The sequence below is a fragment of the Fibrella rubiginis genome (assembly GCF_017353185.1).
Classification (GTDB): Bacteria; Bacteroidota; Bacteroidia; order Cytophagales; family Spirosomataceae; genus Fibrella; species Fibrella rubiginis.
Map to the genome: position 1 here is coordinate 139,874 of NZ_JAFMYV010000005.1, position 13,487 is coordinate 153,360.

General features: G+C 55.3%; 9 protein-coding genes. 3 read left to right on the plus strand and 6 right to left on the minus strand.

What is annotated here, in order from left to right; all coding sequences use genetic code 11:
• Positions 1 to 44: 44 nt before the first annotated feature.
• The 4 genes from J2I47_RS11690 to J2I47_RS11705 all read right to left on the minus strand — a co-directional run bounded on the left by J2I47_RS11690 (position 45) and on the right by J2I47_RS11705 (position 4,556).
• Entirely contained in the window at positions 45 to 704 is a 660-nt protein-coding gene (locus J2I47_RS11690) for a Uma2 family endonuclease (protein ID WP_207364765.1), read from the minus strand.
• Positions 705 to 822: 118 nt separating this feature from the next.
• Positions 823 to 1,656: a carboxylating nicotinate-nucleotide diphosphorylase gene (gene nadC, locus J2I47_RS11695; RefSeq protein WP_207364766.1), complete on the minus strand. Its 834-nt coding sequence runs from the start codon at positions 1,654 to 1,656 to the stop codon at positions 823 to 825.
• Positions 1,657 to 1,774: 118 nt separating this feature from the next.
• The gene (locus J2I47_RS11700; RefSeq protein WP_207364767.1) at positions 1,775 to 2,827 is read right to left on the minus strand and encodes a galactitol-1-phosphate 5-dehydrogenase; all 1,053 of its coding nucleotides are present in this window, start codon (positions 2,825 to 2,827) and stop codon (positions 1,775 to 1,777) included.
• A 130-nt stretch (positions 2,828 to 2,957) separates the two neighbouring features.
• Positions 2,958 to 4,556, minus strand: coding sequence for an McrB family protein (locus J2I47_RS11705; RefSeq protein WP_207364768.1), 1,599 nt, complete (start codon positions 4,554 to 4,556; stop codon positions 2,958 to 2,960).
• A 154-nt stretch (positions 4,557 to 4,710) separates the two neighbouring features.
• Between J2I47_RS11705 and J2I47_RS11710 the strand changes: the two genes are divergently transcribed.
• Positions 4,711 to 6,336, plus strand: a complete 1,626-nt coding sequence (locus J2I47_RS11710) for a CotH kinase family protein (protein WP_207364769.1) — start codon at positions 4,711 to 4,713, stop codon at positions 6,334 to 6,336.
• Between the two features lie 228 nt (positions 6,337 to 6,564).
• Here the strand turns inward: J2I47_RS11710 and J2I47_RS26870 are convergent, their stop codons facing one another.
• The gene (locus J2I47_RS26870) at positions 6,565 to 9,024 is read right to left on the minus strand and encodes a helix-turn-helix domain-containing protein (protein WP_207364770.1); all 2,460 of its coding nucleotides are present in this window, start codon (positions 9,022 to 9,024) and stop codon (positions 6,565 to 6,567) included.
• Between the two features lie 130 nt (positions 9,025 to 9,154).
• On the opposite strand from J2I47_RS26870, the gene J2I47_RS11720 reads away from it, so the two are divergent.
• The gene (locus J2I47_RS11720) at positions 9,155 to 9,808 is read left to right on the plus strand and encodes a type IV toxin-antitoxin system AbiEi family antitoxin domain-containing protein (RefSeq protein WP_207364771.1); all 654 of its coding nucleotides are present in this window, start codon (positions 9,155 to 9,157) and stop codon (positions 9,806 to 9,808) included.
• A complete protein-coding gene (locus J2I47_RS11725; RefSeq protein ID WP_207364772.1) occupies positions 9,801 to 10,583 on the plus strand; it encodes a nucleotidyl transferase AbiEii/AbiGii toxin family protein in 783 nt (260 codons plus the stop codon). The genes J2I47_RS11720 and J2I47_RS11725 overlap by 8 nt, the downstream gene beginning before the upstream one ends.
• A 17-nt stretch (positions 10,584 to 10,600) precedes the next feature.
• Here the strand turns inward: J2I47_RS11725 and treY are convergent, their stop codons facing one another.
• On the minus strand, positions 10,601 to 13,384 hold the full coding sequence (gene treY / locus J2I47_RS11730; RefSeq protein ID WP_207364773.1) for a malto-oligosyltrehalose synthase: 2,784 nt from the start codon (positions 13,382 to 13,384) through the stop codon (positions 10,601 to 10,603).
• Positions 13,385 to 13,487 lie beyond the last annotated feature (103 nt).

Below are 13,487 nucleotides of genomic sequence, written 5' to 3' on the forward strand. Positions count from 1 at the left end.
TGTAGAATGTAAAATGACGGTCCGCCGTTGCGGCTGCGATACGGTTAACTCAGTAATGCCCGAAGCGTGGCAACGTTAGCAGTGTTGTCGAAAATAGCTTTAACCGGAATGGTGAAGCCGGGTAGTACGACGCTTGTCACGGATTGTCCAATTCGGAACGTGCCTAACGCGGCGTATTCCTGCGTATCGGCATCAATGCTGAAGGGTTCGATGGTTTGGCGGGTGGGGTCAATGATCCAGTATTCGGTGATGCCGTGGGCCGCGTAGTCTTCAAATTTCACGCTTCGGTCGTTCTTTTTGGTACTTTCCGATAGCACTTCGACAACTAAATCCGGTGCGGGATAGTAGAGCAGATCAGGTGTAATCTGCGCGGCTTTCGCCAGACCGAAGTAACAAATGTCAGGTTCGTAACTGTTACGAGTCAGTTCAACCAACGCTTTTTCGACACGCACAACACCCAGTTCGTGCTCGCTGACAAATACGTTCAGCAACGTACCCAGGTGCATAACAACCAGGTTATGTTTGTCCAACGCCGGTGAATGCACGACGATCTCCCCGTTGATGAATTCGGTTTTCATGTCTTCGTCCATCCATTCATAAAAAGCACGACGGCGATTTTGTTCTTCGTTCAGAATAGCCTGCACCTGCTGAATAATCCGCGGTGCCTGCGATGATTCCAATAATTGGGCGGCGAGTTCGGTCATGGTGGTTGTGTCAATGATCAGTTAACAATTATCAGTTAACAATGGCTCCGCAAAACGTACCACGGACTTCAGTCCGTATTCTTGAACCAGTGCAATACGGACTGAAGTCCGTGGTACGTTAATAAGCCTTCAAACTCAAATCCAGGCTCTTGACGTGGTGGGTGAGGGCACCCGATGAAATGTAGTCGACGCCGGTTTCGGCGTAAGCGCGGAGGTTGTCGAGATTGATACCGCCAGAGGCTTCAGTAATGACGCGCCCGTTGATGAGGCGGACCATGTCGCGGAGGTCGGCGGGTTGGAAATTGTCGAGCAGCATCCGGGTGAGGTGGCCCACGGCTAGGGCTTCTTCTACTTCAGCGCGGTTACGCACTTCCACCTCGATAGGCAGGTTCCGGCCCGTATCTGCCAGGTACTGCACAGCAAGCTGCACCGCTTTAGTCACACTCCCGGCATAATCGACGTGGTTATCTTTGATCAAAATCATGTCGTACAGCCCGAACCGGTGATTAACACCGCCGCCGATCTTTACCGCCATCTTTTCGCACAGGCGAAAGTTGGGCGTAGTCTTGCGGGTGTCGAGCAGCTTACAACGAGTGCCTTCCAGCATGTTCACCATCTGCCGCGTTTGGGTGGCAATACCGCTCATTCGCTGCATACAGTTTAGCACCAGCCGTTCGGCGGTCAGGATGTTGCGGGCGTTGCCGGCCACGGTAAGCACAATGTCGCCGGGTTTCATAGCGGCCCCGTCCTGCATCAATACGTCGACCTGAAAATGGGGATCTACTTGAACGAAGATGGCCTGCGCTACCTCAACCCCGGCCAGGATGCCCACTTCTTTCACCAGCAGCCGCGCCCGTTTTTGCGCATCGGCGGGGATAGTACTCAGCGAAGTATGATCACCGTCGCCAACGTCTTCGGCCAGTGCCGATTGGATAAATTCGTGTAAGGTCATGGGAGAGAAGTCTAATGTTTAAGGTCTAAGGTTTAAGGTTGCTTCGCCTGCGGTGTGTACGGGCGCGAAGCAACCTTAAACCTTAGACCTTAACCATTGGACTTAATTTCCTTCAAAATTACGGTTTCAGCACCACTTTAATCAAACCCTTTTCCTTGTTATAAAGCCTGCGGAACCAGTCGGCACCAGCGGTGAGGGGAGCTTCGGCGCTGAGGATGGCCTCGACGTTGATCTTACCGGATGCAATCAGGCTTAGGGCGGCTTCGTATTCACCGTTAATGGCGCAGGAGCCTTGCAGCCGCAATTGCTGCGTGACTACGGCCTGTAACGGAATCTCGATACTGGGCGAAAGATTGCCCACCAGCGTCACGGTGGCCCCTTTCCTGACGCAGGCAATGGCCGTTTGTACCGTCGGGGCAATGCCTACCACCTCAAACGCTACGTCGGCACCACGCCCATGGGTGAGGCTTTTTACCTGCTCCGCAAGAGCCTGCCCCGATTCAGCGGGGTCGGCTGAGTCGGCGCGGAGGGCATGGGTGGCTCCAAGCTTTAAGGCCAGCGCCAGTCGGTCATCGTCGAGGTCGATGGCAATGATTGGGTTGGTACCGGCTAGTTTCAGGGCCTGGACCACGAACAAACCAATCATGCCCGCCCCCACTACCACCGCCGATTCGTTTACTGCCAACGGCGTTAAACTCAGTGCGTGGAGGGCCACCGCCACGGGTTCTACCAGCGCCGCCTGCGTGAAACTGACACCAGCTGGAATGGCATAAAGAATATGTTGCGGCACCGTCACAAATTCCGCAAACGCCCCGTTCCGTTTAAAAAGCGGCGTGGAAACGCCCACCACTTCGCGACCGTCAGAGAGGTTATACATCCCCCGCCGACTATACCAATCGTCTAACTGATAAACGGTTGAGTCGAACGTGACGCGGTCGCCCACGGCCCAGTTGCGCACCTCGGTACCTACTTGGGTGATAATGCCCGATGCCTCGTGGCCCATCACGATGGGTGGCACCCGCCGCCCGGTGCTGCCATCCATACCGTGTACGTCTGACCCGCAGATGCCCACGGCCTGCACCCGAATCAGCACCTCATTGGGGCCGGGCGTGGGCTGGTCGAGGTCCTGTAGTTCGAAATTGTTGTATTCGGTAAGAACGAGCGCTTTCATGGTATTGAGTTTAACGTTTAATGTTCAAGGTCTAAACGGTCCGCCGTCGCGGTTGCTTCGCGTACTACCTGGCTGAGCGCGAAGCAACCGCGACGGCGGACCGTTTAGACCTTGAATATTAAGCGTTAAACTACTCTTTCTTTGAATATACCCGCACAAACGCTTCCATTGGCACTTTTTCGTATTCACCGGCCACGAGGTGTGGGTTGATTTCGTAGGTCGTCACGTCGGGCTGCTCGTCGGGCGATTCGCCAAAGAGGTCGCGCTCCATAGCGGTAGAATACTGTTTTTTGGTCCAGATCAGCCGTTGGTCGCCTGCCTTGCCCCAGGCGCGATTGTCGCCCAGGACAAGTTGAATCTTGCGCCAGTCGTCGTAGAAGTATTCCTGCAACAGCGGGATGATCTGGTCTCGGAAGGCAATACAGAGGTGTTCATGTGACTGAACGCCAAGCAAATACGCATGGCCAATCAGGTGGTCACGGTCGAATAAAAACTCAATACGCTCGTTGATGGTGCGGAGCAGCGCGGCCAGATCCACACCTGCCACAGCGGGCAACAGGTCATATTGCGGCATCATTTCACTAAACGAAAACCGCCGCCGCAGGGCTACGTCGAGCAGGGCAATGCTGCGGTCGGTAGTGTTCATGGTGCCGACCACGTAGAGGTTGATCGGGATGCCAAACCGTTCCTGCGAGTAGGGGAGGGTGAGCCAAAGTTCGTCGGGCGCGCCGAGGCGTTTACCCGGCTCAAGCAGCGAAATCAAGTCGCCCAGCACCTTCGCTACATTGGCGCGGTTGATTTCGTCAACCAGCAGTATGTGCGCCGGGGCGTTGGTCAGCCGACGCTGGCGGCGTTCGGGGGTGTCGTTGAGGCAGTCGGCGAGGGTACCGTAGCCTGCTTTCTGCACCGCCGACACACAGGCTTTGTAGAAGATGCCCTTCCGAATTTTGTAGCTCACCTGCCCACCCAGCACTTCGGGGCGGATGCCTTCCACAAATTCTTCGTAGCCATATGACGGGTGAAACGTGACCACATCAGCATCGAAGCCGCGCAGCAACTGCCGGGCGCGATAGGTTTTACCCGTACCCGGCGGCCCGTACAGAATCAGGTTTTGGGCAAAATCGGGCCGCATGGGCACATAAGGCACTTCATCTTCGGCTACTTCCTGGGCATCGTCCTCATCGCGGGTGGTGCCGTAGGCGAGGTCGGGGTTGTCGGCCACGCGGAGCAGGTCGGTAAGAAACCCCTCGTTTTCGGCGGCGGTATAGATGTCGGTGTTATGCCGGGCTATGTGCGGGCCGCGTTTGGGCGTTTCCAGCAGTTCGAGCAGGCAGTCTTCCCAGGCGCGGCGCAGGGCAGGATGGTACAGCAAATGCGCGCAGGAGTGCCCCACAACAGCCGATATATAATCGGCCTTTTCAGTGATGGGCGCAAAGTCAATTTCGGTCAGGGAGCGGAGTTTGTCCTGAGCATCGCGCTTTATGGTGAGCCAGTATTCGGCCTCGCCGGTGCGGGGTTTGTGCAGACGAAGGGCCAGAAAGAAGTTAACGTCGGCCGAGATGGACTTGCGGTCTTTGCGCACCGAAAACGCCAGCCGGGGGTCGCCGTTGGGCAGGTTTACGATGTCGATGAGTTCTTTGAGCAAGCCAAAAAACCGCCTTACGGCCTCCGGTTGGCCAATATCACGAATCCGGTCGATGAGGGTCTGGGAGGGTTTTTCGGCAATCATGCTATACTAAAGATACGCTTTTTTCTTCTGCTGGCTGTTGTAAGGTAACGATTCCAGTACGGGTAGCCCGGACCTTTTCGCTCTTTTGCTCAATTCGGTCACGCTTTTACCCTATTATAACTAAGTTGCTGCTTTTTAGAGACAAAGCCGCTTTATGAACACGCGTTTACTCTTTTTCCTGCTCATTATCTGTCCATTATCGGCTGTCTGCCAGACGTTTACTTCGTCGAATCTGCCCATTCTGGTCATTGATACAAGGGGTGGAACTATCCTTGACGACCCTAAGATTGTGGCTGATCTGCGTATCATCGACAATGGGCCGGGAAAGCGTAACAACCTGACCGACAAAGCGTCGTTTACGAGCGTGATGGGGATCGAATATCGTGGGGCTACCTCGCAACAGTTCTTTCCAAAGAAACCCTACGGCATTGAACTCCGCGACTCGACGGGAATCAACTCGGTGGCGAAATCGGTGTTGGGGATGCCCGCCGAAAGCGACTGGGTGCTCAATGCCACCTATAATGACAAGACGCTCATTCGGGAAACGCTGACGTACGATTTTTACCGGAAAATGAGCAAGTACTACGCCTCCCGGTTTCGGTACTGCGAACTGGTGCTCAACGGCGAATATCGGGGTATATACATCGTGATGGAACGGCTGAAGCGCGACAAAAACCGTGTGCCCATCACCAGTATCAAAAAAACCGACATCACCGGCGACGCCGTGACGGGAGGGTATATCCTGAAGATCGATAAAACGGTTGGTTCCACCTCGCGCTCGTGGAAATCGCCGTACCCATCCGGGCCACGCAACATCAATCTCGATATTCAGATTGACCGGCCCAAGCCCGAAGACCTGGCCGAAGAGCAGTTTCAGTACATCAAAAAGTACGTGTCTGATTTCGAGGCATCACTGGCCGGCTCAGACTTCAGAGATCCCACCAAAGGCTTCCGGGCGTTTGTGGATGAGCAATCTTTTATTGATTACCTGATCCTGACCGAAGTCTGCAAGAACGTAGACGGCTACCGCCTGAGTGCTTATTTCTACAAAGAGCGCGACAGCAAGGGCGGCAAGATCACGATGGGGCCAATCTGGGATTATAACCTGACCTACGGTAACGCTGATTACTGCGAGGGCAACAGCTACATGGGCTGGGCCTTTAACTTCAGTCGGGTGTGTCCCAAAGACGATTTTGTGCTGCCTTTCTGGTGGGACCGCCTGCTTCTGGACCTTGATTTTGCCCGCAAGGTGAAAGAGAAATACAAGGCTTTGCGCCAGACCGTGCTCACCCCCGAGCGCCTTGGTGCCTTTGTCGATTCGACGTCGTCAGCGTTGACCGAATCGCGGCAGCGCAACTTCGTAAAATGGCCGGTTATTGGTACTTACGTCTGGCCAAACGGCTTTGTTGGGCGCACTTATGAAGCCGAAACGGATTACCTGAAAACCTGGATTGGGCAACGCCTGACCTGGATGGACATCAATATCGAATCGTTTGGTGTGCTGACTGCCCTCCGTGAGGAAGCCGCTTTCACCCTCGGTCCTAACCCATCCATCGGCGATGTGACCCTAAAGCTCCCCCTGCCCACCCCCACCGACGTGAGCCTGTCGCTCACCGACATGCAGGGCCGTGCGTTGCAAACGCGACACTGGCCCGCCCAACCCAAAGGGCTTTTTGAACGCACCCTGCCCGCCACCGATTTCAACACCGGCCCCGGTGTCTACATTCTCACCATCAGTACCCAAACCGGCCCTACGTCAAGAGTCATTGTGCGAGAGTGATAGGGTTAAGGGTTGATCTCCCCCCTTCGTTGTCTCTTTGTTGTCGCTTGGCTCTAGCCGAGTGACGGGTATGTAAAGGGCCTCCGGCCCGTAGTGCGACATTGAGTCATGTTGGCCTAGCCGTTTCTAAGTCTAAGTACGGGCCGGAGGCCCTTTACATACCCGTCACTCGGCTAGAGCCAAGCGACAACGAAGAGTTTCGCCAAATTCGCCTGCGTGAGCATTCGTTTACCCCTTCGCATACGCATACCGCAACTCGGCATACGTCACCTGGCCGTTCAACTTTGTCACGGCATCGGTGAGGCTGGCGGGGCGGTCGGGGCCGAAGGTGTCATAGATTAATGTCAGCTTGTCGGCGGGTACTACGGCTTCTACGGGAAGTTGACCCGCCGCGATGCATTTAGCCAGATGTGCTTCTACCGTTTGTAGCGTCAGCCCCCGCATGGTGGCAATGGCGGCGGGGCTTTTTCCGGCCAGAAATAGGTCCAGCGTTAGCTCATGGGTTCCGCCCAGATCATCCTTTACCAAACGGGGCACGTTGCCCGCCAACAGGCCAATGCGGCTTGTACTGGCCGCTTTTGAGCGTTCATCGGGTGGGTTTTTGCGCACCAGAGGCAGAATCATCGGACCAATGCGGTTGGCTTTGGCTTTGCCAATGCCCTTGATCTTGGCTAGTTCGGCCAGGCTGTTGGGGTATTTCTCGGCAATCTCGACCAGCGTTTTCTGCGGCATGATCTGGTAAGTAGTGGCGTTGTGCTCGTTGGCCATCTCGGTTCGCCATTTCATCAGAGCAAAATACAGACTGCTGGGCCGGTCTCCCGCGCCATCGCCCTGGTTCCGCGCCGACATTGGCTGCGTTTTCTTGCGGTCGGGTACGAAATCAAGTTCGGCACGGTGGCGGGTTTGGCCGTAGGTGACCACATCGAAACCGGTGCGGCACTGCCCAAAAACGGCCTGTTTTACCACCAGCTCCTTCTCCAGTTCGTCGAGGGCTTCAAACCAGTCTATTCGTACCTGCTTGTTGTCAGTTTCGGCGAAAAGCTGCCGTAGGCGGGGTAATAGCTCGTCGGAGAGAAGGGCGTGAAAATAATCACCCGCCTTGCGAAGTCGCTCCTGCAATACCTCGTTGGCTTCGGGCAGGGATGTTTCGGCTACGTACTCAGGCAGTTGCCGCCGAAATCGGTGCGACACCGCACGGGCTTTGTCGGTCAACAACGTACCCAGTTCGGCCAGTTTGGTTTGCAGAATAGCGGGCAGGCTGCGGGCGTTGTCGTCGGCCACTTTGCGGAGGCGTCCCAGCAGGTATGCGGCTGGTTCAAAGGCGAATAGCTCGTTGATACGCAGGGCCTGGTTGGCGCGTTTGGCGTCGTGCAGGTGTTCTTCCGACGGCGTTCTTTCCTGCACATCGGCGTGAAATTGCTCCAGATTCAGTTCGGTTTTGATGCTGCTGGCCGGAATGGGCGTACGCAACACCAGGCCGTCCAGCGTTTTGCAACGGCTCAGGGCCACGTATACCTGCCCGTGCGCAAAGGCCCGCCCCGCGTCGATAATGGCCCGTTCGAAGGTAAGGCCCTGACTTTTGTGGATTGTGATGGCCCACGCCAGCCGCAGGGGCAGCTGCGTAAACGTCCCGATAATGTCGGTTTTTATTTCTCTGGTCTCCGGATCAATCGTGTAGCGCACATTCTGCCAGTCGACGGGGCCGATGGTGAGGCTGATGGGGTCACCGGGGCACTGTACCACTACGCCATCCTCGTCGATGTGTTTCACCTGGCCGATCTTGCCATTGTAATACAGCTTTTCGCGTGAGGTATCATTCTTAACGAACATCACCTGAGCGCCCACCTTCAGATCCAGCGTGGCTTCGGTGGGGTACATCTGCTCCGGAAATTCGTCGGCGATAACGGCCTCAAAGGTGTGTAGCGGCGTGGTGAGGTCGGCCAGTTTTTGGGCGTTGATCTGCTGCGCCGTCTGGTTATGAGTCGAGAGCGTAATGTAGCCCGCATCGTCTGCGGGCTCGAAATCGGGTAAATAGCGTTCGTTTAGGTCGGCGAGACCGGCGGGGCCGATGGTTTTTTCGCGCACGCCGTTGAGTAAATCGATGAAACGCTGATCGGCCTGCCGGTATATATGGGTTAGTTCAATCGACACATAATCAGTCTCTTGCAGAGCATGGCTGCTGAAAAAATAGCCGGTGTCGTAGTGGGGTTGCAGCAGGGCCCAGTCTTCATCCCGAATTACGGGCGGCAGTTGCTGCATGTCGCCGATGAGCAGCAACTGCACCCCACCAAAGGGTTCCTGACTGTACCGATACCGCCGCAGTACGGCGTCGATCCCGTCGAGCACGTCGGCCCGGACCATGCTGATCTCGTCGATAATGAGCAGGTCGAGGGTGCGGAGAAGCTTGATTTTGTCGCGGCTGAACTTGCGGTTTTCCTGCATTACCTCCGGCACAATTGGCCCAAATGGCAACTGAAACAGCGAGTGAATTGTGACACCTCCGGCGTTGATGGCTGCCACGCCGGTGGGTGCCGCCACCACCAGCCGCTTGGCCGAAATCTGCCGAACCTGATGCAGAAACGTGGTTTTCCCCGTACCCGCCTTTCCCGTCAGAAACACATTCTGGTGTGTATGCAGGACGTAGTTATGGGCCAGTTCAAGGCGTTCGTTTACGGTGGGGGTTATCATAGATACTACTAAAATCGTCCTGGTAAGTTAGAAAGTTTCTTACAACAGAGTGATAGTTGTGGCAGTCGGAAGCGCTTGAGAATTTAGGGAGATTGTTCTAGAGAAATGTTATTTTTAACAAATTATAGAAATGAACTATCATACTTTCCATACAGCGTTTGCTCATCAGCGGGTAGTATCGACGGGCGAAATAAGCAAAGTTTTTCCCCGCTTCGATAAGCGTCGGTTGGTGGAGTGGCAGCAAAAAGGATATATCCAACGTGTCATTAACCAATGGTATAGCTTCACAGACCGTCCTATGCAAGAGGCCGAGTTACGTTGGGTGGCCAACCGTATCTATCAGCCATCGTATCTGTCGCTGACAACGGCGCTATCTTTTCATAACCTGATTCCAGAAGGTGTCTATGCGTTTACCTCTGTTTCGACGCGGAAAACTCAGACGTATAATACGGCGCTGGGCTTGTTTTCGTACCGGCAAATTAAGCCTGCTCTCTATTTTGGTTACTCTATTTTACGCTCACCATGGGTGACAGGGCAGCCAGGCTACCCGGTGCTAATGGCCGACATGGAAAAAGCATTGCTCGACTACTGTTACCTGACGCCCCGACTCGTGGCCGTAGCCGATTTTGCTGCCTTACGGCTTAACAAACAACTGCTACGGGAACACCTCGATTTGAACCGGCTGCGGGACTACCTGGCGTTATTTACGCAGGCAATAGCCTACAGCAAACCACTGAATGGCCAGGTTGACGCGCTCCTGACTTATATTCAAGGCGATGATTAATTTGGCTCAGGTTCAACAGCAATATCCTGCCAGCCTGCACGGCTTTGGGCGATTTATTTTGCGTGAATACCTGCAACACAAGCTGCTGCAGTTGATTTATGATAGCCCTTTAGCCGACCGGTTTACCTTTCTAGGGGGCACCTGTCTGCGTATTGTGCACGGTAATAATCGCTTTTCTGAAGACCTCGATTTTGATAACATAGATATTACCGAGGCCGATTTTGAGACGCTGTCGACGTTCATTAAACAGGGATTACAACGCGAGGGCTACGATGTAGAGATGAAAGTGGCCATTAAAGGAGCCTATCACTGCCATGTTCGCTTTCCGGAACTGCTGTTTCAACAGGGATTAAGCGGGTATCGGGAAGAGAAAGTGCTGATTCAGTTGGATACAGAACCACAGCACTTTCCCTTTTCGCCCGAACCCTATATACTGAACCGCTTTGACGTGTTCAGCCGCATCCTCACCACGCCACCCTCACTGCTGTTGGCCCAGAAATGCTATGCCATTCTAAACCGTATACGCAATAAGGGCCGTGACTTCTACGATGCCGTTTTTCTACTTGGCCGCGGCACGAAACCCAACTACGATTACCTGACCGTTAAAGTAGGTATCACTTCGCCAGAGCAACTTCGAGAACGGCTGTTGGCACATTGTGGACAGTTGGATATGAAGGCGATGGCCGCTGATGTTCAGCCATTCCTTTTCGACCCCAATGATGCCCGCAAGGTCCTTTACTTCGCCGATTATCTGAAACAGGTGTCGTTGCGATAAATTGACCTACTTGTTGGTTAACTAATCCGTACCAACGCCATCGGTAAACTTGCTGAAAACAACTCAGACAGGCTCAATTCGGCACCGACACCCGTTTTTCCGGTCATTACATCTGTCCACGAGCCGCCGCCGGGGAGACTCACGTGGGTATTCTGCCAGTCAACGGCCAACGGATTTTCGCGGGTTAGCCGGGGCAGGTGTAACGGCACAACGGTGATGTACTGCAACCCGTTGTGCTGCCGGGCAAAGGCCAAAACGTGCTCGCTAAGCTTACCCGAAACGGTCAGCGGCACGTATGCTGCGTTGGCCCAGAAGTCGGGATTGGCACGGCGTTCGGTTAGGAGCTTGTGGGTAAGCCAGAGCTTGATCTGGCCCGTGGTGCGGGTGTTCCAGAGCGTCATGGGATGCGCCCCGGCGTCATTGACTTCGGCCAGCAACTGTTCGCGCAGGTCGTAGTTTACAGCGCGGCGGTTGTCGGGGTCTACCAGGCTGAGGTCGAACAGCTCGCAGCCCTGATACACGTCGGGTACGCCGGGCGTGGTGAATTTCAGCAGCACCTGCGCCAGTGAATTAATAATGCCGAAAGGAGCAATACGCGCCAGGAAATCGGCCAATTCGGACCAGATTGGGCCGTTTTTGGCAAGAATCCCGTCGATGTACGCGTGGGCGGCATCCATATACGCCTTGTTGGGATTCACCCAGTTCGTGTTGCGCTTGGCTTCCTGAAGAGCCTTGGTCACGTAATCGCGGAGGCGTTTGGAGAAGTTTTCTTCGTCGGCCCAGGCGGTTGATCCTTCGGCGTAGGGATAGGCACCCACCACCGTTTGCAGGATGAAATAAGCGTCGTTCACGTCGGGCATATTGTCGGGGCGGAGCAATGCCGTTTGGTCGAGCCAGCGTTGCGCGGTTTGGGTCCATTCGTCGCCCATTGCCGTAAGCACGTTAAGCCGGGCACGGACGTCCTCACCACGTTTGGTGTCGTGGGTAGAAGTACCGTTCAGCGCCAGGGGCCAGTGCGCCTGCCGATCCTGCATGGCAGCATGAAACTGGGCCTGATTCATGCCAAAGGCCTCTGGCGAATCGCCCACTTCATTGTGCGCAATGAACCGGAAATAGGTGTACAGGAGTGTGTCTTCCACACCCTTCGCCATCAGCGGACCCGTAAACTGCATACACCGCTGGTAGAACCGCAACGCCCGCGCATTGTACTCATCATCAGCCGTTTGTGGATTGTTGAGCCATATTTTTTCGAGCAGATCAGCCGGTTTACCCAGCTCCACGGCCCGGTTGCGCACGTCGGCCAGCAGGGCACGGAGATTGGCAGCTTCGTCTTCGTCGAGCGGGAACTGGTTGCCATAATACCGATACACCGGACATTGCACCAGCAGTTCGCCAATGGCCAGCATCAGCATGGTGGGGTTCACTTCGGCCAACTCTTCGGGCAAAACGAGTTGTTGATCGTGGAAAAATTTGAGCAGGTTGGCCAGTTCACCGCCCATGTCGTGATACAGAATATAGGCTTTCCGGCTGCGAATCTGATCATGCAGGGGTGTGTTGGTCTGCGTCAGTTTTTCGTAAAATTCGGTAAACGGCGCTTCGCCCTGTGGGTCGGTGAGCAGGTTGTTGACCAGGGCCAGGTACTCATAGCCGCTTGTGCCCTGAATGGGCCAATTTTGGGGCAGTTCCTCACCCGGTTCCAGAATCTTTTCAACCACGATATACGGCTCGTCACCCATCGCTTTCCGTAAACTAGCGAGATACCCCGCCGGGTCGAACAGGCCGTCGACGTGGTCAACGCGCAGGCCCTGAAACGTGCCGTCGTCGACCAGTTCCTGAATCAGGGAATGCACCTGCGTGAACACCTCCGGGCGTTCTACCGCCAGGCAGATCAGGCCGTTGACGGTAAAAAAACGCCGAAAATTGATCCGCCTGCGGGTTTCGTCGCCATCGCAGAGGCGGTAATGCTGCGCTTCGGCCAGCGCATGCAGGTCGTCTAAGGATTGGCTTATCTGTGCCAACCGACCCTCTGCAAACGTGCGCACCACCTCGTTATCTTCCATCAGCCCGGCAAGTTCCAGTCGTGCGCTGTCCCACTGCACAGAAGGGTTGGCGGCGGTAGTTACGGCATCCGTAACAGGTTGTTGTCCGTAGGCGTCTACTGCGCTTTTCGCAGTGAACGAGCGCAGCGGATGGGTGGGATCGGGGGCGTACAACCCTTCGATCTGGTCGAGCCATTGCGCTAGCGCGGGGGGCGTGTCGGCCGTGCGCAGGACGGTGGCATAGGTGTGCGGGGCCAACGGAAAATGGGTGTCGTAGTAGGCCAGCACCAAGCGTTGGTGTTTGTAGGCTACCTTCAGTTCGCCCGCTTCCAGAATAGCCATCAGCGGTTTGCCCAAAAACGGGGCCATCAGCGTGCCGCTCATCAGCTCGTTGGTGCCGGGAATATCGAAATACCCCGCGTAAAGCGAACCGTGGCCTTTTTCCAGCACGTCCGTTATCCAGGGGTTGGCGGGATGATAAGCCAGGTGATTGGGCACAATGTCCTGCAACCAGCCCATGCCCTGCGCTTTCAACCCCTGGCTGATGCTTCGCAATTGCGCCACGGTACCTATTTCGGGGTTGATGCGCTGCGGGTCTATGCCATCATAGCCGTGAGTGCTGCCGGGCGTAGCGGCCAGCGTGGGCGAGGCGTAGAGCGTGGTTATGCCCAGTTTATGGAGGTACGAAAGCCGTTTTTCGAGGTCGGCAAAGGTAAAATTTTCGTGCAACTGCACACGGTAAGTAGCAACCGGATTATACATAGCGTTGAGGTTTGCGACCCCTCACCCCCGGCCCCTCTCCCCCTCCGGGAGAGGGGAGCAATGCTCTATCAATTTAGCGAAGCTACTGAGTACGTCTCCCCTC

Bases quoted from the DNA above. Each gene is read 5' to 3' on its own strand.
- J2I47_RS11690 (WP_207364765.1), bottom strand. From the start codon at position 704: ATGACCGAACTCGCCGCCCAATTATTGGAATCATCGCAGGCACCGCGG.
- nadC (WP_207364766.1), bottom strand. From the start codon at position 1,656: ATGACCTTACACGAATTTATCCAATCGGCACTGGCCGAAGACGTTGGC.
- J2I47_RS11700 (WP_207364767.1), bottom strand. From the start codon at position 2,827: ATGAAAGCGCTCGTTCTTACCGAATACAACAATTTCGAACTACAGGAC.
- J2I47_RS11705 (WP_207364768.1), bottom strand. From the start codon at position 4,556: ATGATTGCCGAAAAACCCTCCCAGACCCTCATCGACCGGATTCGTGAT.
- J2I47_RS11710 (WP_207364769.1), top strand. From the start codon at position 4,711: ATGAACACGCGTTTACTCTTTTTCCTGCTCATTATCTGTCCATTATCG.
- J2I47_RS26870 (WP_207364770.1), bottom strand. From the start codon at position 9,024: ATGATAACCCCCACCGTAAACGAACGCCTTGAACTGGCCCATAACTAC.
- J2I47_RS11720 (WP_207364771.1), top strand. From the start codon at position 9,155: ATGAACTATCATACTTTCCATACAGCGTTTGCTCATCAGCGGGTAGTA.
- J2I47_RS11725 (WP_207364772.1), top strand. From the start codon at position 9,801: ATGATTAATTTGGCTCAGGTTCAACAGCAATATCCTGCCAGCCTGCAC.
- treY (WP_207364773.1), bottom strand. From the start codon at position 13,384: ATGTATAATCCGGTTGCTACTTACCGTGTGCAGTTGCACGAAAATTTT.